Annotated in this window: 25 protein-coding genes and 2 pseudogenes; 13 read left to right on the top strand and 14 right to left on the bottom strand. The window is 75.4% G+C overall.

The window, feature by feature from the left end; genetic code table 11:
* Window positions 1-162 precede the first annotated feature (162 nt).
* Together AB0B41_RS08625 and AB0B41_RS08620 are read left to right on the top strand one after the other, a co-directional pair.
* Window positions 163-534 carry a hypothetical protein gene (locus tag AB0B41_RS08625; RefSeq protein ID WP_358200531.1) on the top strand — a complete coding sequence of 124 codons (372 nt, stop codon included), beginning with the start codon at window positions 163-165 and terminating at the stop codon, window positions 532-534.
* Window positions 535-586: 52 nt separating this feature from the next.
* Window positions 587-1,414 (top strand): CBS domain-containing protein, encoded by an 828-nt coding sequence (locus tag AB0B41_RS08620; RefSeq protein ID WP_358200529.1) that lies wholly within the window; start codon window positions 587-589, stop codon window positions 1,412-1,414.
* 8 nt (window positions 1,415-1,422) lie between these two features.
* Here the strand turns inward: AB0B41_RS08620 and AB0B41_RS08615 are convergent, their stop codons facing one another.
* From AB0B41_RS08615 to AB0B41_RS08580, 8 genes and pseudogenes are all read right to left on the bottom strand, one after another.
* Window positions 1,423-2,163, bottom strand: coding sequence for a DUF2182 domain-containing protein (locus AB0B41_RS08615; RefSeq protein ID WP_358200526.1), 741 nt, complete (start codon window positions 2,161-2,163; stop codon window positions 1,423-1,425).
* Window positions 2,163-2,792 carry a DUF1326 domain-containing protein gene (locus tag AB0B41_RS08610; protein WP_358200524.1) on the bottom strand — a complete coding sequence of 210 codons (630 nt, stop codon included), beginning with the start codon at window positions 2,790-2,792 and terminating at the stop codon, window positions 2,163-2,165. The genes AB0B41_RS08615 and AB0B41_RS08610 overlap by 1 nt, the downstream gene beginning before the upstream one ends.
* A gap of 81 nt (window positions 2,793-2,873) precedes the next feature.
* Window positions 2,874-3,548 (bottom strand): DUF2807 domain-containing protein, encoded by a 675-nt coding sequence (locus AB0B41_RS08605; protein ID WP_358200523.1) that lies wholly within the window; start codon window positions 3,546-3,548, stop codon window positions 2,874-2,876.
* A 355-nt stretch (window positions 3,549-3,903) separates the two neighbouring features.
* The gene (locus AB0B41_RS08600) at window positions 3,904-4,317 is read right to left on the bottom strand and encodes a hypothetical protein (protein ID WP_358200720.1); all 414 of its coding nucleotides are present in this window, start codon (window positions 4,315-4,317) and stop codon (window positions 3,904-3,906) included.
* Between the two features lie 9 nt (window positions 4,318-4,326).
* Window positions 4,327-4,410 (bottom strand): annotated as a pseudogene (locus AB0B41_RS08595) (TetR family transcriptional regulator); the annotation flags it as partial.
* Window positions 4,411-4,469: 59 nt separating this feature from the next.
* Window positions 4,470-4,799 (bottom strand): hypothetical protein, encoded by a 330-nt coding sequence (locus AB0B41_RS08590; RefSeq protein WP_358200722.1) that lies wholly within the window; start codon window positions 4,797-4,799, stop codon window positions 4,470-4,472.
* A 48-nt stretch (window positions 4,800-4,847) separates the two neighbouring features.
* Window positions 4,848-5,165, bottom strand: a complete 318-nt coding sequence (locus AB0B41_RS08585; RefSeq protein WP_358200521.1) for a hypothetical protein — start codon at window positions 5,163-5,165, stop codon at window positions 4,848-4,850.
* An 83-nt stretch (window positions 5,166-5,248) separates the two neighbouring features.
* Window positions 5,249-5,806: a DUF6790 family protein gene (locus tag AB0B41_RS08580; RefSeq protein ID WP_358200518.1), complete on the bottom strand. Its 558-nt coding sequence runs from the start codon at window positions 5,804-5,806 to the stop codon at window positions 5,249-5,251.
* Window positions 5,807-5,941: 135 nt separating this feature from the next.
* On the opposite strand from AB0B41_RS08580, the gene AB0B41_RS08575 reads away from it, so the two are divergent.
* Window positions 5,942-6,847, top strand: coding sequence for an alpha/beta hydrolase (locus tag AB0B41_RS08575; RefSeq protein ID WP_358200516.1), 906 nt, complete (start codon window positions 5,942-5,944; stop codon window positions 6,845-6,847).
* Window positions 6,848-6,878: 31 nt separating this feature from the next.
* Here AB0B41_RS08575 and AB0B41_RS08570 read toward each other — a convergent pair whose 3' ends face one another.
* Both AB0B41_RS08570 and AB0B41_RS08565 read right to left on the bottom strand, forming a co-directional pair.
* Window positions 6,879-7,325, bottom strand: coding sequence for a hypothetical protein (locus tag AB0B41_RS08570; RefSeq protein ID WP_358200514.1), 447 nt, complete (start codon window positions 7,323-7,325; stop codon window positions 6,879-6,881).
* Window positions 7,326-7,392: 67 nt separating this feature from the next.
* A complete protein-coding gene (locus AB0B41_RS08565; RefSeq protein WP_358200512.1) occupies window positions 7,393-7,995 on the bottom strand; it encodes a hypothetical protein in 603 nt (200 codons plus the stop codon).
* A gap of 56 nt (window positions 7,996-8,051) precedes the next feature.
* Here AB0B41_RS08565 and AB0B41_RS08560 point away from each other — a divergent pair, with 56 nt between their 5' ends.
* Entirely contained in the window at window positions 8,052-8,603 is a 552-nt protein-coding gene (locus tag AB0B41_RS08560; RefSeq protein ID WP_358200510.1) for a TetR family transcriptional regulator C-terminal domain-containing protein, read from the top strand.
* Here AB0B41_RS08560 and AB0B41_RS08555 read toward each other — a convergent pair.
* On the bottom strand, window positions 8,600-8,893 hold the full coding sequence (locus AB0B41_RS08555) for a hypothetical protein (protein WP_358200508.1): 294 nt from the start codon (window positions 8,891-8,893) through the stop codon (window positions 8,600-8,602). The two genes, AB0B41_RS08560 and AB0B41_RS08555, sit on opposite strands and share 4 nt — an antisense overlap.
* A gap of 231 nt (window positions 8,894-9,124) precedes the next feature.
* Here AB0B41_RS08555 and AB0B41_RS08550 point away from each other — a divergent pair, with 231 nt between their 5' ends.
* On the top strand, window positions 9,125-9,466 hold the full coding sequence (locus AB0B41_RS08550) for a TetR/AcrR family transcriptional regulator (protein ID WP_358200506.1): 342 nt from the start codon (window positions 9,125-9,127) through the stop codon (window positions 9,464-9,466).
* Window positions 9,467-9,473: 7 nt separating this feature from the next.
* Window positions 9,474-10,487 carry a methyltransferase gene (locus tag AB0B41_RS08545; RefSeq protein WP_358200504.1) on the top strand — a complete coding sequence of 338 codons (1,014 nt, stop codon included), beginning with the start codon at window positions 9,474-9,476 and terminating at the stop codon, window positions 10,485-10,487.
* A 116-nt stretch (window positions 10,488-10,603) separates the two neighbouring features.
* On the opposite strand, the gene AB0B41_RS08540 is transcribed toward AB0B41_RS08545, so the two are convergent.
* The gene (locus tag AB0B41_RS08540; RefSeq protein ID WP_358200502.1) at window positions 10,604-11,260 is read right to left on the bottom strand and encodes a DUF5134 domain-containing protein; all 657 of its coding nucleotides are present in this window, start codon (window positions 11,258-11,260) and stop codon (window positions 10,604-10,606) included.
* A 538-nt stretch (window positions 11,261-11,798) separates the two neighbouring features.
* On the opposite strand from AB0B41_RS08540, the gene AB0B41_RS08535 reads away from it, so the two are divergent.
* A complete protein-coding gene (locus tag AB0B41_RS08535) occupies window positions 11,799-12,464 on the top strand; it encodes a winged helix-turn-helix domain-containing protein (protein ID WP_358200500.1) in 666 nt (221 codons plus the stop codon).
* Here the strand turns inward: AB0B41_RS08535 and AB0B41_RS08530 are convergent.
* Window positions 12,443-13,153: a winged helix-turn-helix domain-containing protein gene (locus AB0B41_RS08530; RefSeq protein WP_358200497.1), complete on the bottom strand. Its 711-nt coding sequence runs from the start codon at window positions 13,151-13,153 to the stop codon at window positions 12,443-12,445. The two genes, AB0B41_RS08535 and AB0B41_RS08530, sit on opposite strands and share 22 nt — an antisense overlap.
* 476 nt (window positions 13,154-13,629) lie before the next feature.
* Here AB0B41_RS08530 and AB0B41_RS08525 point away from each other — a divergent pair, with 476 nt between their 5' ends.
* The 5 genes from AB0B41_RS08525 to AB0B41_RS08505 all read left to right on the top strand — a co-directional run bounded on the left by AB0B41_RS08525 (window position 13,630) and on the right by AB0B41_RS08505 (window position 18,479).
* A complete protein-coding gene (locus AB0B41_RS08525) occupies window positions 13,630-13,974 on the top strand; it encodes a hypothetical protein (protein ID WP_358200495.1) in 345 nt (114 codons plus the stop codon).
* Between the two features lie 104 nt (window positions 13,975-14,078).
* Window positions 14,079-14,684, top strand: a complete 606-nt coding sequence (locus AB0B41_RS08520) for a malonic semialdehyde reductase (protein WP_358200493.1) — start codon at window positions 14,079-14,081, stop codon at window positions 14,682-14,684.
* A 34-nt stretch (window positions 14,685-14,718) separates the two neighbouring features.
* Window positions 14,719-15,945, top strand: coding sequence for an acyl-CoA dehydrogenase (locus AB0B41_RS08515; protein ID WP_358200492.1), 1,227 nt, complete (start codon window positions 14,719-14,721; stop codon window positions 15,943-15,945).
* A 10-nt stretch (window positions 15,946-15,955) separates the two neighbouring features.
* The gene (locus AB0B41_RS08510) at window positions 15,956-17,344 is read left to right on the top strand and encodes a chorismate-binding protein (RefSeq protein ID WP_358200490.1); all 1,389 of its coding nucleotides are present in this window, start codon (window positions 15,956-15,958) and stop codon (window positions 17,342-17,344) included.
* A gap of 31 nt (window positions 17,345-17,375) precedes the next feature.
* Window positions 17,376-18,479 carry a methyltransferase gene (locus AB0B41_RS08505; protein ID WP_358200488.1) on the top strand — a complete coding sequence of 368 codons (1,104 nt, stop codon included), beginning with the start codon at window positions 17,376-17,378 and terminating at the stop codon, window positions 18,477-18,479.
* A gap of 129 nt (window positions 18,480-18,608) precedes the next feature.
* Here the strand turns inward: AB0B41_RS08505 and menD are convergent, their stop codons facing one another.
* Window positions 18,609-20,276 (bottom strand): 2-succinyl-5-enolpyruvyl-6-hydroxy-3-cyclohexene-1-carboxylic-acid synthase, encoded by a 1,668-nt coding sequence (gene menD, locus AB0B41_RS08500; protein WP_358200486.1) that lies wholly within the window; start codon window positions 20,274-20,276, stop codon window positions 18,609-18,611.
* 108 nt (window positions 20,277-20,384) lie between these two features.
* Between menD and AB0B41_RS08495 the strand changes: the two are divergent.
* Window positions 20,385-20,675, top strand: a pseudogene (locus AB0B41_RS08495) (enoyl-CoA hydratase-related protein); the annotation flags it as partial.
* Window positions 20,676-21,080 lie beyond the last annotated feature (405 nt).

Raw genomic sequence — 21,080 nt, 5'->3', positions numbered from 1 at the left:
GCCCCCGAAGGACCGGCGGGCGGACCGCGACGGCACCCGTCGGCCTGCCGAGCGGGACGGCCAGGGTCCTGCGCGCTCCGGGGAGCGTCAACCGCCGTCCGGCCGCGCACCCCTTGTCAGGAATCTCTTGACGAGCTCGTTGTCAGGGCTACCCTGACGAGCATGGAGACCCTGCTGGAGAAGGCCTTGACGGTCGACGTCACCGAGGCGGCGGCGTCGACGTCGCTGGCCGCCGTGCGGGAGGCGGAGCGGTACGCGGACGCGATCATCGGGCTGCCGCCGACGCCGGGGACGCCGGAGTGGGACGCCGAGCAGGGCACCGACGTGCCGGCGGAGCGGGAGCGCGCGTGGCAGGTCCTGCAGTTCCGGATCGAGCTTGTGGCGGGGATCGACCCGGTCCGTACCCTCGTCGGCCTGCGCCGGACCGGCACGACCTGGGACCTCATCGGCCGGGCGGCCGGGGTGAGCAGGCAGTCGGCGCACGAGCGGTGGGCCCGCCGGGTCACCGACGTGCTCGAGCGCGGCACCGGGTGAGCGCGTCGTCGGCGTGGATCTCGGGCTTCGGGTGACCACTAGGGTCGGACGAATGCCCGTCCGCGTGCGCGATGTCATGACCCGGCGGCTCGTCACGGTGCAGGCGGACGATCCCGTGGACCTCGCTGCACAACGCATGCTGCGGGCGGGGTTCAGCGCGCTGCCCGTGGTGCGGGGCGTCGACCGGCTGGTCGGGATCGTCAGCCTGGTCGACGTCCTGCGCCACCGGGAGGACGGCGCGCCCGCCGGAGAGACCGTGGGGTCGATCATGACCACGGACGTGCTGACGATGTCGCCGGCGACGAGCGCCGCCGTCGTCGCGCACCGGTTGCGCACCTACGGCGAGCTGCGGGTGATGCCGATCGTGGAGCGCGGGCTCCTGGTCGGGGTGGTCACCCGCAGCGACCTGCTCCGCGGCCCCCGGGAGCAGCCCGGGCTGCTGTCCCGGCTGTTCGGCCGGACCACGCTGCCCGATCCCGTGCCGGCCCGGATGCCGCGGGAGCGCAGGCCGGACGCCCGGACGGTCGGCGAGGTGATGACCAGCACCGACCTGGTCGTCGTCCGGCCCGCCACCCCCTGCTCGCGGGCCGTCGAGCTGCTCCTCACCCGCCGGTTCAGCCTGCTCCCGGTGGTCGAGGACGACGGCGGGCTGGTCGGCGTGGTGAGCGAGGCCGACCTGCTGCGTGACCCGCTCGACGGCAGCCGCAGCGGGCCCCCGCGGACCGTCGGCGCCGCGATGACCCGCTCGCCCACCGTCGTCCGGCCGGACACGCCGCTGGCCGAGGCCCGGCACCTGGTCGTCGACCGGGGCTTCCGGGTCCTGCCGGTGACCCGCGGCCGGACGCTCGTCGGGGTGCTCAGCCGCAGCGACCTCGTCTGACGGGCCGGTCAGGCCGGTCGTGCCACCCCGGCGATCAGGAGCGCGCCACCGAGCACGAGCAACCCGGTACCGATCACCGGGACCAGCCGGGGCCCCTGCCGGCTCGTCTTCTCCAGCACCATCAGCGCGGTGAGGCCGAGCATCCACAGCAGACTCGCGGCTCCGGTCACCACCATGACCAGCATCAACGCCCAGCAACAGCCCACGCAGGACACCCCGTGCCGCAGGCCGAGGCGCGCCGCCCCCGCCGGGCCGCGCCGGTACTCGCGGCGCAGCACGGTCGCCGGGCTGCGGCAGGCGCGCAGGCACGCCTCCTTGAGCCGGCTGAACTGGAAGCCGCCCGCGAGCAGGATGGCCAGGCCGAGCAGGACCTCCGGCCGGGCGGCGAGCCACGGGACCGCGCCGGTCGCCGCGGCCACGCCCAGCGCCACGGCGAAGGCGAGCCCCGCGACCGCCGTCCACACCGCGAGATAGCCGCCGAGCAGCGCCGGAAGCGCCCCGCCCGGCTGCGGCGCCCGCGCCCGGACGTGCGCGAACAGGCGCACCAGCGGCACGACCGTCGGCAGCATCATCGCCCCGACCATCACCAGCCAGGCCACCAGGAACGGGCCCGGCCGGGGCACCGCGGGACCGTGGTGGTGGCCGCCCGCGAGCACGAGCCAGCCGCTGAGCAGCCAGCACGCCCCCGCGGCCGCCCACAGCCCGGTCGCCGGGTCGCGGAGCCGGGCCGGGACCGCGACCGGGGACATCAGCCGGTGAACCGGAAGTGGCCCTGCACCGAGTTGTAACCGGAGATGTCGATGTCCGGGCGGCCGAGCTTCGCGCCGCTGCGCCGGTACACCGAGGCGGTGCCGGGATAGGCCGGCGAGCCCGGGATGGTGGAGAACACCGAGTCGGACAGGGTGGTCGGCCGCCCGGTTGCGCCCACCAGCTGCTCGAACTCCGCCTCCACCACGTCGCCGATCTTGAGCGTGCCCTTGCCCTCCTGCACCGTCGCGGCGAAGGGCGCCCGCTCCACGCCCACGACCTCCCCGATCAGCGCGGCGAGGTCCGCGATCGGGCCGCCGAGCCCGCCGGTGAACACGTCGAGCAGCGCCTTCTCCTGCTCCTCCGAGCACCGGTCGTCGACGTAGACCATCGCGGTCCAGTTCCCGGCCAGCACGTTGCCCGGGATGTAGGCGAGCAGGGCGAGGCCGCGGTCGGACACGTCGACACCCTGGACGGTGCCGCTGTCCACGTACCAGACGACCGAGCCGTCGCACACGCCGCCGTCGGGGTCGAGGCCCACCCAGCAGGGGCAGACCGCCTTGCACGTGCAGACCTCCAGCAGGCGCCCCTCGACCACGTAGGTGCCGCTCTCGATGTCGGTCGCGGTCATCGCCGTCCCTCCTTCCCACCGCCCGGCGGCAGTGTGACGGAGACCACAGAGAACGGCCAGGGGTCGATCCGTGAGCGGTCGCTACCGGCGCGTGACCTCGCCGAGGCCCGTGACCTCCTGGGTCACCTGCGGCGAGCCCTCGTACCGGATGCTGCCGACGCCGGTGACCCGGGCCTGCAGGGTGCGGCTCACGTCGACCACGGCCGAGCCGGCCCCGCTGACCGTCACGTCGGCCTCCTCCGAGGTGAGGTTCGCGGCGTCGTACTCGCCGATGCCGGTCAGGTCGACCACCTGGCGGGTCACCCGCCCGGACACGACGACCCGGGCGGCGCCGCCGTGCGTGACCGCGAGCTCGGGTCCGTCGAGCCCGGTCACGGTGACCGCACCGGCGCCGGACACGGTCAGGCCGGTCAGCTGCTCGACGGTGACCCGGTAGTTGATCACATCGGCGTTCGCGGGGATCGTGCCCTCCCGGATCCCGAGCTTGAGCGTGGTGCCCTGCACCTCGCTGGTGAGCGACGGCAGGATGCCGTCGTCCGCCCGGATCTCGAGCGACCCGGTGCCGGTCTGCTCGATGGTGAGCGTCCCGGCGGAGGCGAACTCCACCGAGTCGAAGCCCGGCACCGGGCGGTTCTCGGTCCGTACGTTCCCGGACCCGGTCGCGACGGTCGTCTGACCGCACGCCGCCACCAGTACGAGCAGCGCCGTCGCGGCGAGCAGGCGCGCGCGACCCCTCCAGAAGGTGACGTGCCCCATCGTCCACCGTCCGTTCCGCCGAACCGCCCGTCCGTACGGTCCCAGACGACGGCCCGGCGGGCCACGGGGTTCAGCCGCGGGCTGCGGCAACGCCGACATCGCCGGCCTGCTCGGCACCTCCACGAACGCCCGACCCCTCACCCTCGCGCAGCGCCTCGTCTCGCCCCCGAGGTCCCACACGATCCGGGAGTGCTCCCACGGCGTGGAGTCACGTGTCGTGGGCCGCTCCCTGCGGGCTGCTCGTGTAGCCGTCGATGCTGGCGCTCACCTGCGCGACGATCCTGCGTGCCAGGCGTCACCCTGTTCGTCGTTCCCACAGGGCTGACCGCAGGCAGCGGTCGGGCTCATCGGCTGCTCAGGATCCGCCCGACTCCCGGCGCAGGGAGCGGAGCAGGAGGAGGAGCGGGGTCCACGCCTCCTCCAGCGCCGCGTCCGGGTCCACCGCGGCGGCGATCCACAGCGCGGCCTCGTTCATGGCGCCGTTGAGCAGGGCCGCGGTCGCCGCCCGCGACACCGGGCGCAGTTCCCCCGAGTCGACGAGCATGTCGAGGACCTCTTCGAGCAGGCGGCCGGACTGCGCGGCGTCGTGCTCGCGCCACGTCTCCCAGCCCAGGACCGCGGGCGCGTCGACGACCAGCACCCGGCGCACGCGCGGGTCGACGCTGGCCGCCAGGAACGCACGGCAGCCACGCTCGAGCTGCTCCCACGGCTCCCCCGTCGCGGCCTCCTCGATCGCCGCGGCAACCGACCGCTGGACGTCGCCCAGCACGGCCTCGAACAGGGCCTTCTTGCTCCGGTAGTGGTGGTACACCGCGCCGCGGGTCACCCCGGCCGCCGCCGCGACCTCCTCGAGGCCGACCTCGGCGTACCCGCGGCGGGGTTCGCCGCGGCCGCCTTCGACGCTGCGGACGCCTCGGCCTCCTAGGGCCGGACCCGCACGACGACCTCGGCGTCGGTGACCCGCTCGACGCCGACCGTGAAGCCACCGGCCTCCGTCTGCCCGCCGACCGGCACCCGGACCTGCTGGCCGGCGACCTGGATCTCGGCCACGTCGTTCTCCACGCCGACGAGCCGCGCCTCGACCCCGAGGACGGAGACGGCGGCGGCGCCGCTGCGCGGGAAGGTGACGGTGCAGCCGTCGAGCCCGCAATCGGTGCTCGACGACCCTCCCCCGCAGCCGGCCAGGCCGAGGGTGAGGACGGCCGCGGCGAGGCCGGTCAGGAGCCGGCGGGATCTCGGGAGTGCGCGCACGCCCGAGATCCTAGCGCCGGGTTTGTCTGGTTCTCCGAGGCCGCCCACTCAGAGCGCGGCGGCGACGGCGCCGGCGAACGCCCGGTCCATGTCGTAGACCGGCTCCCAGGTGATGTGGACGACGTGGGCGTAGTTCTGCAGGTGGAAGACCTGGTACGCGTTGAAGGCGTCCGGGTCGTCGACCTCGAGGAGGACGTAACCGCCCCATGCCGTGCCGAGGGTCTTCTGGTGCGCGACACCCTTGTCCACGTTGCCGTAGTTGCCGGCCCTGGCCATCGCCCGGAAAGCCTCGGCCCAGGCGGCATCGATGTCGTTCTTGGTCACGCCGTCGCGGTAGACGAACTTCTGCAGGTACATCTGGCCCATGACCCCTCCCGGTGCCTCGATCGGACCGGGCGACGGTCCCGGGGGCCGCCGGGCGCGGATAGAGCCGGAGGGCCCCCGGCGCGTCAGGAGGCCACGTAGAGGGCGATCACGAGCAGTGGGGCGAGGACGTCGTACCAGAGGATGAACCCGGCGTTGCCCGCCTCCCGGTTGCCCTGCCGCACGATCTGCACGACGTGCCCGACCGCGGCGCCGAGGTAGAAGATCGCGAAGGCGAGCACGGCGGCGAGCTGGAACTGCCGGTCGAAGCCGCTCCCCGCGAGGATCCCGAGCACCCCGATCAGCACCCCGGCCAGCCCGACCTCCCACTGGAACGGGTTGCCGGCCGGCCAGCCGATCGACCTCGCGATGGGGTCCGGGAACATCAGGTGCCCGCACCCGACGATCAGCGAGTTGACGCCCGCGAGCCAGACCAGGGCGTTGAGCGAGCTCGCGGCCGTGAACCCGACCCAGCCCGACATCGCGACCTGCACGATCTCGGCCACGACGAACCCGGCGAGCCCGACGTAGGTCGTCATGCCGAGCAGCCGCAGGACGACCGGCGGCGGCCCCGGGTCCTCGGCGGGCACGACCGGCAGCTCGGCCGTCGGCGGCGGGTCGACGGAGCGCTCGGGTACCGGCACGTGTCCCTCCCGGTCATGGGGTCCTGACGGCCGGTTCGCCGCACCAGCGGACGGCGTTAGCGGCGGCACGGCGGCGACCGTCGTGATCCACTGGCCGAAGTCCCCCGCGACCGCGATCACCTCCGGAGGCCGCCCGTGCCGCTCGACCCGCAGTTCCGCACCGTCCTCGGCACCCTCGCCGCGGCCGGCTTCACCGGCCTGACCGGCGGCGATGCACTCACCGTGCGCGAGCGGTACCGGACGCTCGCGCTGTCCCGGCGCGGGCCGGGGTTCGTGCCGGAGCCGGTCGCCGCAGTCGCGGACACGACGGCCGACCGCGTCCCGGTACGGATCTTCACGCCGGCGCAGGACCGCGGGCTCGCCGTGGTGTACCTGCACGGCGGCGGCTGGGTGATGGGCGACCTGGACACGCACGACCCGCTGTGCCGCCGCGTGGCCAACGCGCTCGGCGCGGTCGTGGTGTCCGTGGACTACCGGCTCGCGCCCGAGCACCCCTTCCCCGCCGGGCTCGACGACGCCGTCACCGTGCTGCGCTGGACGCTCGCCCGCCACCCCGACCGGCCGGTGGGTGCCGCGGGGGACAGCGCGGGCGCCTCGCTCGCCGCCGGCCTCGCACTGCGGGCCCGCGATGCCGGCCTCCCGCTGGCCGGTCAGCTGCTGTTCTACCCGGCCACCGACCCGGCGATGACCTCGCCGTCGGTGCGCGACAACGGCGAGGGCTACTTCCTCACCCACGCCGACATGGTCTGGTTCCTCGAGCAGTACGCGCCGGGCGGCGGGTCCGGCGTCCCCGAGGTGGACCTGCTGGCGGCCGACGTGGGCGGGGTGGCGCCCGCCGTCGTCGCGACCGCGGAGTTCGACCCGCTCCGCGACGAGGGCGTCGCCTACGTGGAGCACCTCGCCGCCGCGGGTGTGCCGGTCGAGCACGTGCCCGGGCCCGGGCTGATCCACGGCTACGCGGCGTTCCTCGGGGTGGTCGACGCCGCCGACGCGACGGCCGTGCAGGCCCTCGCCTCCTTCGGCCGGGTCCTCACGGGGTGAATCCGCCGGCGCGATGATCACCCCGGTCCCGTCAGCCGACCGGCGCGAGGCGCTCCGCCCGCTCGAGCAGGGCGACGACGTCCTCCCGGGTGCGGTGCGGCGCGTCGTTCCACGCGGTGAGGTCGCGGATCAGGGCCGCGCCCCGCGGTCCGCGCAGCGCCGGCGCACGCCGCTCGGCCGCGCCCGGCAGGCACCGCCAGACGTGCGCGATCCACGGCATCGCGTCCCGCTCGACGTTGACCAGCCGACCCCCGCGGTGGGCCGCGACGGTCAGCGCCGCCACCACGCAGGCCTGCTCGACCTCGTCCGGCCGCGGCGGCCCGGCGAGCAGCCGCGCCACCCTCGACGGGCGGTTGTCCGTGCACCAGCCGTGCTGCAACCACCCGCGCTCCACGATCCCGCGGGCCACCGCGAGAACACTCCGCTCGGACGTCCGGCGGAGGGGCCGGACCCCGGGCTCGACCAGACAGACGGCCATCGCCGCTCCTCCCGCTCATTGCCCCACCTCGCAGTGTGGGCCGGGAGCCGCCTGCGCGGTAGGGCCTTCATCGCCGCTCCGGGCACCGGGCCCGGACCGCGCCGACCAGGCCGGCCGCGTCGTCGGCGTGCAGGTGGACCGCGGAGAGCGTGACGGTCCCGTGCCGCAGCAGGTCGACCACGACCGGTTCGCGGAGGAGCACCTCGACGGTCGTCTGGTTGCCGACGGGGAGGTGCAGGACGCCGTCGTCGACCTGCAGCGACCGGCCGTCGCGGGTCCGGCGGACCTGCCGGACCCGGTCGACGGCCGCCCACGGCACGGTCAGGTCGACGGCCCGGCCCGCCCGGACCCGCAGCCCGGCGGGCCCCACGACGTGCGGGTGCACTGTGACGCCGGCGAGGATCCCGAGCGCGAAGAGGACACCCCACACCCCGGTGGCCAGCAGCAGGACGCGGAGCCAGGTGAAGGCGGGGCTCCACGGCACGATCACGTCCACCGCCACGACCTCGAGGGCCGAGAGCCCGGTGAAGACGATCAGGGGCGGCAGCATCGGGCCGCGGTAGGCGAACGCCCGTCCTCCCGCCTCGACGTCGGGCCGGCGGCCGGCCCAGCGCAGCAGGCTCACCCAGCCGTCGAGTTCGGCGCGCACCGCCCGTCGCAGGATGTTCACGATACGACCGTATTGCGAAATGGGCAGGTTGGCAATACGGCTGTATCGTGACGTCCGTGCCGAAGCAGGTCGACCACGCCGCCCGTCGCGCGCACATCGCCGACGCCGTGCTCGCCGTCGTCGCGCGGGCCGGCCTGGAGGAGGTGAGCGTGCGGCACGTGGCGGCCGAGGCGGAGGTCTCGCCCGGCATGGTGCAGCACTACTTCCGCACGAAGGACGAGCTGATGCGGGCCGCGCTCGAGCGGGTCGGCGCCGCGGTGCAGGAGCGTCTCGGCGCGACCGGCGAGCTGCCGCCGCGCGAGCTGGTGCGCGCGCTGTTCCTGCAGCTCCTGCCGGTCGACGGGCAACGGGCGCGGGAGGCCCGCGTGGCCGTCGCCTTCCTCGCACACGCCGCGGTGCACCCCGAGGCCGGCGACGGGCTGCGCGCCGACGCCCGCGCCCTCCGCGAACACCTCGCCGCGCAGCTCGACGGCCCGGCGGCCGGACCGGTCGCCACCGGACTGCTCGCACTCGTCGACGGCCTCGGGCTCCAGGTCCTCACCGGACAGCTCGACGCCGACGACGCCGTCGCCACCCTCGACGTCTGGCTCGACCTGGCCCTGGGCTAGGGGGCGGCAGGCGCGCCCGCGAGCGCCCGCTGGGCGCGCGCGGTGCACGGGCTGGTCGCGATCATCCCGACGACGACGTCGACCGGCAGGGCGAGCTGCGAGGCCAGGACCGCCTGGTCGACCGGCAGGACCCAGATCAGGGTGAGCCGGACCGCGGCGGTCGCGAGGAAGACCGCGCCCCAGGTCGCGGTGGCGCCCGAGAGAAAGCGGCGCAACGGCCCCGGGTTCCGTATCCCCTCGTCCCGGTCGGCCGCCTGCTCCGCGGTACGGACCAGCCAGGGCGGAACCACTCGGCGAGCGGACGCTCCCGCAGCCCCTGGACGACCAGCCACGCCCCGAGCGGGACGATCCCCAGCTCCTCCTTCGCCAGCATCAGCCGCGGCGATCCGAGCAGGAAGCTCGTCGCGATCCCCACCGCGGAGAACACCAGCACGAGCAGGGCGAGCGGGTCGGCCCGGCGGCCGCGCCACCAACCCCAGCCCACCCGGACGGCGGCGAACGCCGCACCGGCTGCGAGCGCCGTGGGAGCCACGCGTCCAGCAGGCGACGACCCCCGCGGTCGCCGCGGGCGCACGCCGTCGCCCGCCAAGCAGGCGGCGATCCTGGCCGCGGCCACCGACTGCTTCCTGGCCGACGGCTACGCGGGGGCCTCCATGGACCGGGTCGCCGAGCGCGCCGGGGTCAGCAAGCAGACCGTGTACGGCCACTTCGGCGGCAAGGAGTCCCTGTTCACGGCCTCTCCGCCGCCGACCGCCGCGAGATCGCCGAGGGGTCGCCGGCCTGGTCCGTCGGGCCTACGGGCGGTGATACATCCGGAGCCCCTCGCACGAGCATCGGGAGGAGAACCACCCTCCCGACCCTGAGGTGACCATGGACGGCACGGCGGCCCGGCACCACGCGACGTTGATGGCGGTCGCACGCGGCTACCAGCGCTCGCAGGCCCTGGCGGTGGCGGCCGAGCTGGGGATCGCCGACCTGCTCACCGGGCCCCGCCCCGTCGTCGACCTCGCGGCGGCCACGGGCACGGACGTCACCGCGCTGTACCGCCTCCTGCGGTCGCTGGCCTCGATCGGGGTGTTCCACGAGGACGACGAGCAGCGGTTCTCGCTGACGGCGATGGGCCACCTGCTGCGCCGCGACCATCCCTGGTCGATCGATCCCGCCGTGCGGATGTTCTGCGCGGACTACCAGTGGCGGGCGTGGGGCGAGCTGGGCTACAGCGTCCGGACCGGCGGCAACGCCCTCGTCCACACCCTGGGGACGGACGTGTGGGAGCACCGGCGCCGGGACCCCGCCCAGGGCGAGCTGTTCGACGCGGCCATGCGGACCATGGCCACCTCCTACGCCCCGGGCGTCCTGGCCGCGCACGACTTCGGGGCCTACTCGGTGGTGGCCGACGTCGGCGGCGGCACCGGCGCGATGCTGGCGGCGATCCTCGCCGCCCACCCCGACCTGCACGGAATCCTCGCCGAACAACCCGAGGTGCTGCCCCGCGCCGCACGTCAGCTCGACGCCGCCGGCGTGGCCGACCGGGTCCGGCTGGTCGAGTGCGACTTCTTCGACGACGTGCCCACGGGCGCCGACGCCTACGTGATGCTGCGGGTCCTGCACGACTGGCCCGACGACGCGGCCGCGCAGATCCTCCGCCACGTGCGCGCGGCGACGGGCCCGACCGCCCGCCTGCTCGTGGTCGAGGCGGTCGTCGGCCCGCCGAACGAGGACCCCCAGACGGCCTTCCTCGACCTGATGATGCTCGTGTCCGCGGGCGGGCGGGAGCGCACCGAGCCGGAGTGGCGGGACCTGCTCGCGACCGCCGGTTTCCGGGTCGCAGGCATCGTCCCCGCAGGTCCGGGGCGGTCCGTGATCGAGGCGGTCCCGGCCTAGTGGCGGTCGGCGGTCGGCGTCCGGGCTGACGGTCGGCGGCTGGGGCCGGCGGCCGGCATCAGCCTCGCCCAGCAACGCCGCCCAACTCGACCAGCACCCCGAACCCCGACCGCCCCTCAGATCGCCCCGAGCAGCATGACCGCCATCGAGGCGGCGGCGAGGAGGTGTGCGACGGCGGCGACCCGGGCGGTGCGCAGGGCGCCGAGCCGCGCACCGGCAGCAACCCGGTCCGAGCCCGCGCAGCCGGCGACGACGGGCGGGCCACCGACCGCGGCCGGGACGCGCGGCCCGACCCGGTGTGCGGCGGACGCCCAGCGGTCGCCACAGCGCATCCCGTGCCACGCGAAGTAGCCGACCAGGAGGATCGACACCCCGGAGACCCCGATCGGCACACCGGCCACCGCCACAGCGTGCCCGGTGTGCCCCGCGTGCCCGGCGCTCGCCGCCTGCCCACCGTGCGGGCCGAGCACCAGCATGAAGAGCATCGCGAGGCCGCAGACCACGTGGTGCGCGGCGTCGTCGGCGGCGGGGCCGTCGCGAAGAGCGGCGGCCGTGAACCAGGCGGCGCTGAGGCCGAACACGACCGTCCAGGCCCCGGGCGGCAGCGGGTCGAGGGCCGGCGAGAACATCGCCGCCATCCCGGACGCCATCGCGGCGTGGGCCAGCTCCCCCGCGGCGGGGCGGCCGTCGCGTCGGGCGGTCACCAGACGGACGACGTGCAGCAGGCCCACGCCGACCAGGACCGCGGACACTCCGGCATCGAACCAGGCCATGGGCGGGCGGTTCCCTTCGTCGCGAGGAGGATCCGGGAGGCAGCTCCGGAGAGTGCGCGACCCGGTGCGGGCCGTCACGGAGAACTGCACCGTCTCCGCGTTCCGGGCACGTTTCCGTCGCGGTACGAGTCGCGGCCCGATCCCGATCCCCCGTGTCACCTCTGTGACCGTGCGTCGAGACGCGGTGACACCTCCTTCACCGCAGAACACCCGCGCGGTGAGATCTCCGCAGACCTGCAGGCCGGAGACGCACAGCTCCGTCGCCGGACCCCGGCCCGACAGCCACTACCGACCCCGCCGGAGCCGGGCGGCAACCGCACCGGTGTGGGTGACGACCCCCGACAGCGATCGCGGTGCGTGACGCCGCCCAGGTCAGCGCCCCGCGGGCCGAACTTCTCAACCCTGTTCGTAACCGTGTGAGGTCGAGTTGACCCCGCCGTCACCGAGCGGCCCCGGTCCGGACACGCACACCGGGAGGGATCTCCCGCATCCGTCCGGCGCCCCCGCCCGGATGTGACGTCCGCGGAAGGAGCTCGGCATGGAGGTCCTGGTCCTGACCACCGCTCCCGGCGGGCGGTCGGTGCTGCCCGCACTCGACCTGCTCGACCACACCGTGCGCGCGGCGGCGCCGTCCGTCACGGCGTTCCTCGACGCGGGGCGCTGCGACGTCGTGCTCGTCGACGGGCGCCGGCAGCCGCGGGCCGCCCTCGAGCTCGCGGCCCTGGTCGCGACGGCCGCACGGGGCACGCCGGTCGTGTTCGTCGCCGACGAGACCTGCCTCGCCGGTCTCCCGCGGGGCCACGGCGTGGCCCAGCTGGTGCTGTCCGACGCCGGGCCCGCCGAGGTCGACGCCCGGTTGCGGCTGGCCCGACGACGGTCCGTCGACCCGAGACACGGGCCCGAGCAGCCCGTCGTGGTGCGCGTGGGCCCGTTCGAGCTCGACCCGCACGCCTACACGATCCGGCTCCAGCACCGGCCGCTCCCGCTGACCCATCGGGAGTTCGAGCTGCTCGGCGCGCTGCTGGCGCAGGCCGGGCGGCCGCTGTCCCGCGAGCGCCTGCTCGGTCTCGTCGACGGCGGCGGCGACGGGACCAGCCCGCGGGCGGTCGACTGCCACATCCGCGCCATCCGCGCGAAGCTCGGTGCGCACCGCAGCAGCATCCGCACCGTCCGCGGGCTCGGCTACCTGGTCGCCGCCGGGTGACCCGTCGGCGCGCTCGCGCCGGGCGGCAGCCAGGGCAGGACGTACCCGTGGCCGCGCACCGTGCGCACCAGCCCGCGGTGCCGGCCGAGCTTGGCCCGGATCGCGCGGATGTGGCAGTCGACGGCGCGCGGGCCGGTCCCGTCCGTCCAGCCGCCGCACTCGCCCACCAGCTGCGCGCGGGTCAGGGGCCGCCCGGCGTGCAACAGCAGGGCCTTGAGCAGCTCGAACTCGTGATGGGTGAGGGCGAGCGGGGCGCCGTCGAGCGTCACCGTCCAGGCGTGGACGTCGAGGACGAAGGGTCCCACCGCCAGGACGGCCGCCGCGGCTTCGGGCTCCGGGTCGACCACGCGCCGACGGCCGGCCAGCCGCAGCCGGGCGTCGATCTCCGCGGGCCCGGCCGAGGCCAGCACGAGCTGCACCACGGCGCAGTCCTCGTCGATCTGCGGCGCGACCAGCTCCTCGATCACCCCGATCACGGGGATCCCCCGGGCGGTCGCCACCAGCCCCCGGCTCAGCTCGCAGGCCGCGAAGGGGTGCGTGCGCCCGTCGACGAGGGCCGCGTCGCACCGGCCCGCCGCCAGGAACTCCTGGACCGAGGGCCGGCAGGTGCGCACGGGGTGCGGCAGGAGGTCGAGCGCGGGCAGGACCGCGCGCACGTCAGGGTCGGAGGTGAGCACCAGAATCTGCACGACTTCTCTCCCCGGAATGCGGGTCGGCGGTTGCGGAACGACTAGAACCATCCCCGGCGGGATTGACACAAGCCGCACCGCGTGACCATTCCGTCAACACTTCCTCACACGACCAGAATCCCATTCGTGATCGTGGCACGCTGGACGGGTCTCGCAGGCTCAGGCGTTGTGCGACAGGCTATCCCAACCAGAGATTCGCGCCGCCACCGCTCCGGTCACATTTCTCCGGCCTGCTCACACCTTCCCGGAACGGTCGGTGAGGGAAGCGATACGCCGCCGACACGAACCGCCACGATCGAGTGAAGGAAACGCGATTAACCGCGGCGTAACTGCGGCCCCACCGAACGCAACGGTCCGGCTGCTTCGCTCAGTGGCAGCCGGGGGCGGCAGGGCTCCCCCGCTCCGCCCGGGACCCCGATCCGGGCGCCGGCCGCACCTCGGTTCGTTCCCCAACGGAAGTTCCAAAGGAGACAGACATGACTCAGAGCGTCCTCCGTCGCGCCGGGAAGGCCGGCGTGGTGGTCGCCGGTGGCGTCATGGCCCTCTCGGCCGTCGCCGCCGGTACCGCGTCCGCGGACGAGGGCCACTCGGGCCCCGAGAAGGAGGCGGGCGGCTTCTCCCCGACGACGCCGGTGGACGGCGTCGTCGCGCACTGGATGATGTACCACTATCAGCAGGACTTCACCCAGGAGCCGGAGGCGATCCTCGCCGACCCGGTGGAGTACGCCGCGATCCACCAGCACATGGCCGAGATGATGCTCGGTCTCGCGCCGCTGCCCGAGGACCCCGAGCCGGTCCCCTACGGCACGCACGCCGAGTGACCGGCCCCGCCCCCCAGGGCTGATCCACCCCGGGTCCGCCCCGCGCGACGCGGCGCGGGGCGGCCCGACCCCTTCCGAATCCCCCACCCTCCCGGGAGCGCTCCGTGACCTCCACGCTGACCGACACCCTCGTCCTCGACCCGGCCGCGCAGGACCTGCTGTTCCGCGAGGCGCGGACCGTCGCCGCCTTCACCGACGAGCCGGTCGGCGACGACCTCCTCCACGCCGTGCACGACCTCGTGCGCGCTGCCCCCACCTCGATGAACTGCTGCCCGCTGCGGGTGCTGGCGCTGCGCAGCGAGAGCGCGCGGGCCCGGCTGCTGCCGCACATGGCCGAGGGCAACCGGGAGAAGACGGCGGCGGCGCCGCTGGTCCTGGTCCTCGCCGCCGACCACGCCTTCACCGAGCACATGCCCACGCTGTTCCCGTTCGTCGACGCCGACGCCTACTTCGCCGACCCCGCGCTGCGCGCCGGGACCGCCGAGTACAACGCCGCCCTGCAGGCCGGCTACCTGATCCTCGGGCTGCGGGCCGCGGGCCTGGGCGTCGGCCCGATGGCCGGCTTCGACCGCGAGGGCGTCGACGCCGAGTTCTTCGCCGAGGGCCGGCTGCACGCCTCGCTGGTGCTGATCGCGGGCCGTCCGACGGGCGAGAACCCGTACCCGCGGCTGCCGCGGCCGGACTTCGACCAGGTCGTCACCTCGCTGTAGAGCACGCCCCACCCGCCGGACGAGGAGGATCCCCGTGACCACGACCGCCCTCCCGGTCGACGCGCCGAGCGGCGCGAGCCGCACCGCCGAGCCGATCGACCCGGTCGCGTGCGCCGCGGCCGTCGCGCCGCTGCTGGCCGAGCAGCGCCCGCTCGGTGAGTCCCGGCGCCGGCTGACCGACGCCACGGTCGCCGCGCTGGCCGATGCCGGCCAGCTGCGCACCTGGGTCCCGCGGCGGTTCGGCGGGTTGGAGACCGACACGCCCACGGTGATCGACGCGACGGCCCGGATCTCCGCGGCCGACCCGGCCGCCGGGTGGGTCACGATGATCCTCTCCTGCGCGGACCTCCTGGTCGGGATGCTCGAGCAGCGGGCCCAGCAGGAGGTCTGGTCCGCCGGCCCGGACACCTCGGTCTGCGCGGTGTTCAACCCCAGCTCCACCAGCGAGCGGGTGCCCGGCGGCTGGCGGGTGCGCGGGCGGTGGATGCCCGCCTCCGGGTGCCGGCACGCGAGCTGGGCGCTGCTCGGCGTCCCGCTGGCCGACGACCCCGAGGCCGGCGGGGCCACCACGCGCGCCAGCGTGCTGATCCCGATGAGCGAGCTGACCGTGACGGCCAGCTGGAACGCCATCGGCATGCGCGCCACCGGCAGCGACACCCTCGAGACCGCCGACGCGTTCGTCCCCGAGCACCGGGTGCTGCGGCTCGGCCCGGCCCTCGAAGGCCGGTTCCCCGGCTCGTACGGCGCCTCCTGGCGGCACCGCTCGCCGTTGATGCCGACGCTGTCCACCCACATGATGGCCGTCTACCTCGGCATGGCGGCCTCGGCGCTCGACGTCGTGCTCGCCGCCTCCGGGACCAAGGGCCTCACCTTCACCACCTACTCCCGCGCCGCCGAGTCCGGCGGGGTGCAGACCGCCGTCGCGAAGGCCGCGCTGACGATCGACGCCATGTGGGCGCTGGCCCACCACGCCGGCCGCGAGGTCGACTGGTGGGCCCGGACCGGCACCCGCCCCTCGACGGCCGACCGGGCCCGCATCCGCGGCTGGACCGGGCACGTCGCCGCGCAGTGCCGCGAGGCCCTCGACCAGCTCGTCAGCTGCTACGGCGCCTCCGCCTTCGCCGAGACGAACCCGCTGCAGGCCACCGTCCGCGACATGCACGCCGCCAGCCGGCACGCGGTGGCCAACCCGATCACCGGCACCGAGATCTACGGCCGCGCGCTGCTCGGCGTGGAGCCGTCGATCGCCACGCTCATCTGAGGAGCCCCTCGTGACCACCGAGAGCGCCCTGACCGCCACCGACGCGGCGCTGGGCTCGCGGGACCTCGCGGCCCGCGACACCCGTACCGCGATCCCCCGGGCCCGGCCCGTCCCCGCCGGCCTTCGCTGCACCACCCGCGAGATCGCCGACCCGGGCGACCTGGTCGGCCTGCTGCCCTCCGCCGCCGACGCCCTGTCCTGGGTCCGCGGCGGCGAGGGGCTCGTGGCCTGGGGTCGCACGACGACCCTGGAGACCGGCGGTCCCGGCCGCTTCGTCGACGCCGAGGCCGTGTGGCGGGCCCTCGCCGCCCGGATCGAGGTCGACGACGAGGTGGGCCTGCCGGGCACCGGACCCGTCGCCTTCGCGTCCTTCGCCTTCGGCGACGGACCGCTGGGGCGGACCCGCACCGGCGGCGGCGAGCGCTCCGTGCTCGTCGTCCCCCGGGTCGTCGTCGGACGGCGCGGCGGACGGTGCTGGATCACCGAGCTGGGCCCCGTGGCCGGCCACCCCGCCCCGTGGGGCGACGTGGCCGGAGACCCGGCCCGGCTCGGCCCGGACGAGCGACCCGCGCCGGTCCGCCGGCCGGGTCCCGCGCACTGGGCGGCGGGCGCGATGTCCGCCGCGGCGTACCGCGACGCGGTCGCCGAGGCCGTCACGCGCATGGCCGACGGGCCGCTGGACAAGGTCGTGCTCGCCCGGGACGTGGTGGCCCGCTTCGGCCGCCCCGTCGATCCCCGGTTCCTGATCCGGGCCCTCGCCGCGGGCAACCCGCGGTGCTGGACCTACTCGGTCGACGGGCTCGTCGGCGCCACGCCGGAGCTGCTGCTGCGCCGGTCCGGCGCCGTCGTCGAGTCCCGGGTGCTGGCCGGGACGACCTGGCCGGGCGCCGAGGGGGCCGATGACCAGGTGCTGTCCGCCGGGAAGTACCGCGAGGAGCACCGGTTCGCCGTCGAGTCCCTCTGCCGCACCCTCGGCCCCTCCTGCACCCGCATGGAGCTCGACGGGCCGCACCTGCTCCGGCTGCCGACCGTCACCCACCTCGCCACCGACGTCCGCGGCCACCTCGACCCGCTGCAGGACCCGTCGGTGCTGGCCCTCGCCGGTGCCGTGCACCCCACCGCCGCCGTGGGCGGCACCCCGCCGGCCCTCGCGGCGGCGACGATCGCCGAGCTCGAGGGCCGGGTCGGCCTGCAGCGCGGCCGCTACGCCGGTCCCGTCGGGTGGGTGGACGTGCACGGCGACGGCGAGCTCGGCATCGCCCTGCGCTGCGCCCGGCTCTCCGGGCGCACGGCCCGCCTGTTCGCCGGCTGCGGCGTCGTCGCCGACTCCGACCCCGATCTCGAGCTCGCCGAGACCGCTGCCAAGCTCCGCGCCGTCACCGAGGCGCTCGGCTCCTGAGCCGGTTCCCGACCCACCGGAGGTCCGTCCCGTGACAGCCACCGCCGACCCCGACCTCACAGCACCCGCCTTCACCGGGCCCGGCCTCCCGGCCCCGCCCGCCCACGCCCCGCGCTCGGTGCTGGCGACCGTCCACCAGGCCTTCCTCGCCCGGGCGATCTACACCGTCGTCGAGCTGGGGGTGGTCGACGAGCTCGCCCACGGCCCGCGCAGCTGCGCCGAGCTGGCCCGGGTGCTGGACGTGGCCGCCGAGCCGTTGCACCAGGTCGTGCGCGGCACCGCCAGCGCCGGACTGCTGCGCTCGCTCGGCGGCACCGGGTCCGACGAGGTCTTCGCGCTCTCCGACACCGGCGAGATGCTGCTGCCCGGGCACCCGAGCGCCACCCGCGACCTCGTGCTGATGATGCAGGGCCCGACGGTCCTCGGTTGCCTCGACGCGCTGCCCGACCGGGTGCGCAGCGGCCGGACCGGCCCCGAGGTCGCGCACGGGCGTACTTGGTTCGAGAACCTGCGCGCCGACGCCGGGCTGGCCGCATCCTTCGATCGGATGATGGTCGCGATCCACGGCGGCGAGTACAGCGCGGTGGCCGCCGCGTACGACCTGCGCTCGGCCCGGACCGTCGTCGACGTCGGCGGCGGCACGGGCGGCCTGACCGTCGCCCTGCTCGAGGCCAACGCCCACCTGCACGGCGTGGTCCACGACCTGCCCGACGTCGCCGCCCGCGCCGAGCGGACCCTCGGCCGGGCCGGGCTCGCCCACCGGGCCGAGGTCAGCGGCGGCAGCTTCTTCGAGAGCGTCCCCCGCGGGGCGGACGCCTACCTGCTCTCCTACGTCCTCCACGACTGGACCGACGACGACTGCGTCCGGATCCTGCGGACCGTCGCGGCCGCCATGACCGCGGGCGCGCGCCTCCTGGTCGTCGAGAACGTGCTGCCGACCGGGGACGAGCCGCACCCCGGCCGGACCCTGGACCTGCTCATGGCCACCCTCACCCACGGCCGCGAACGCACCGAGGAGGAGTACCGGCGGCTGCTCGCGCGGGCGGGCCTGCGGCTGCGGCGCGTGGTGCCCACGGCGTCCCCGGTCAGTGTCCTGGAGGCCGTCCCGGGGTCGGACCCCGAGCACGGAGCCTGACCCGGTACCGGGGCCGGGCGGGCTGTCTGCAGGACACGAGGACCGATCGGGGGATCGGGCGGGGCGGGAGCGGCGGCGCTCCCGCCCCGTTCTGCATGCCGAGAACGCCCGATCACCAGGAGCGGTTGCTCACCGCACACCGACCTGACCCGCCACCCTCGCGGCCTCCTCGATGCGGGCCCGGAGGGCGGTGTGCCCGGTCCGGCGAGCCGCCCGGTCCACCGGCACCTCGACGACGTGGAGCCCGGGGCGACCGAGCGCGCCGGGCAGCTGCGCGAGGTCGGTGAGCCGGCGGTGGCCCACGCGGTACGCCGCGCAGAGGGCCGCGAGGTCGGTGCCGTGCGGGGTGCCGAAGACCCGCTCGAAGGAGCGCGCGTGCTCCGGCGCACCCTGCTCGAGCAGGGTGAACACGCTGCCGCCGTCGTCGTTGGCCACCACGATCGTCAGGTCGGGACGGGGTTCGCGGGGGCCGGCGAGGAGCCCGCCGGCGTCGTGCAGGAGGGTCACGTCGCCGAGGAGGGCGACGGCGGGTGCGTCGTGGGCGAGGGCGGCGCCGACGGCGGTGGAGACCACCCCGTCGATCCCCGCGACCCCCCGGTTCGACAGCACGGTGAGGTCCGGCCGCGGGGCCGCCGCCAGCGCGACGTCCCGGATCGGGCTCGACGGCCCGACGACCAGCAACCCGCCGGTCGGCACGGCCCGGACGAGCTCGCGCGCCAGCCGCATCGCGCCGACGGGATCGGCGTCGAGGCCGTCGTCGAGCGCGCGCTGCACCGCCGCGTCGGCCTGCCGCCACCGGGCGGCGAAGGCCTTGTCGCCCCACGGGCTCGGCGGAAGCGACCCGACCTGCACCACGGAGCCCTGGGTGTCGTTCCACCACGGCCGGGCGGCGGGCGGGACGGCGAACACCCGGATCCGCTCGTCGGCGAGGGCGCGCTGGACGGCGCGGTGCAGCGTCGGCCGGCCGAGGACGACGAGCTGGCGGGGCAGCAGCTCGGGTGCGGCCCCGGAGAGGGCGGCCCCGAGCAGCCAGGGGCCGGTGCGGACCGCGCTGCCCCACAGCGTGGACGACGGCTCGGCGACCACCGGGACGTCGGCGGGCGCGTCGCGGCCCTCCGCACCGTCCCCGGCCACGACGAGTGTCGGCAGCGAGGGATCGAGCCGCAGCGGCGGCAGCGTGACCCGGGCGGTGTGGACCTCGGACCACGGCCGGCCGGCAGGTCGCCCGGGCGGGAAGGCGCCGTCGTCGCCGGGCGGGGGCAGCAGCGGCTCGCGCAGCGGGACGTCGAGCTGGACCGGCCCCGGATCGTTGCTCAGCGTCCCTCGGGCGGCCGCGACTGCCCGGACGACCGTCGCGCGCCACGCCTCGGGCCGGGTGCCCTCGGCGGACAGCACGCCCTCGAGCCGCAGCGCGCCGCCGAAGATCCCGCGCTGCGCGACGGTCTGGCTCGCGCCGGTGCCGACCAGGTCGGCGGGCCGGTCCGCGGTGAGCAGCAGCAGCGGGACGCCGGCGTGCGCGGCCTCGAGCACGGCCGGGTGCAGGTTCGCCACCGCGGTTCCCGAGGTGCACACCACGGCGACCGGCAGGCCGGAGCGCAGCGCCAGGCCGAGGGCCAGGAAGCCGGCACCCCGCTCGTCGATGCGCACGTGCAGCCGGAGCCCGCCCTCGGTGTCGGCGGTGTCGAGCGCGAGGGAGAGCGGCGCGTTGCGCGAGCCCGGGCAGAGAACGACGTCGCGGACGCCGCACCGGGCGAGCTCGTCGACGGCGACGCGGGCGAGGAGGGTCGACGGGTTCACCCGCCGGAGGCTAGGCGGGTGATGTTGCGCTTCGTGTGGGCGCCGAAACCGCTGTGTTCCCCTTCGCTCACAACGGATCCGGGTGCGCCGGGGCGGCCCTGGTGTGCCTACACCGCCCACCAGATGCACCACATGGGCGCGGTCGACGCCGTCTACCCCCACGCCTCGCTGGAGGCCGAAGCCCTGCACTGGGGCCGGGGAGATCCTCGGCAAATCCCCCAGGCCCAACGCATGCTCAAATACTCCTTCAACCTCATCGACGACGGCCTCGTCGGCCAACAACTGTTCGCCGGCGAAGCCACCCGGCTGGCCTACATGACCGACGAAGCCGTCGAAGGCTGCGACTCCTTCCTGCAGAAACGCGACCCCGACTGGTCCCCCTACCCCTGGCACTACTGACTGTGAGGATGGCGTAGCCGGCCCGGTGATGGTGGGTTGGTGCGTGACAGCGGCGGCGTGGCCCTTCTTCTGACTGGCCCCTTCGGGTGCCTTGCGCGGGACTTGCCCGCCGCCGTTGTCGGCACCGGCCCCCGGCCGGAGTAGCTGGCCTGATCAGGAGCATGACCGCCAGAGCTTGACCCTCTGGCGTGTCTCGTCACAGTCCTGCCGGCTCCGACCCGGGACCGGGACCTTACGTCCCTCCAGGCAAGGAGAACGCCAGGCCATGGTGACAGAACACGCTCCGGACCAGCAGACCCGCGAGCAGGCCGAGCAACCGGCAGGTGCGGCGGGCGAGCAGGTGCGGTTGGCCGAGCTGGTCGAGTTCGTGATCGGGGTGGACACCCACACCGACACCCACACCGC

Source organism: Pseudonocardia sp. NPDC049154 (genome assembly GCF_040648315.1).
Taxonomy (GTDB): Bacteria; Actinomycetota; Actinomycetes; order Mycobacteriales; family Pseudonocardiaceae; genus Pseudonocardia.
Note: the sequence above shows the minus strand (reverse complement) of the source record. Positions and strands in the feature narration are given on the sequence as shown.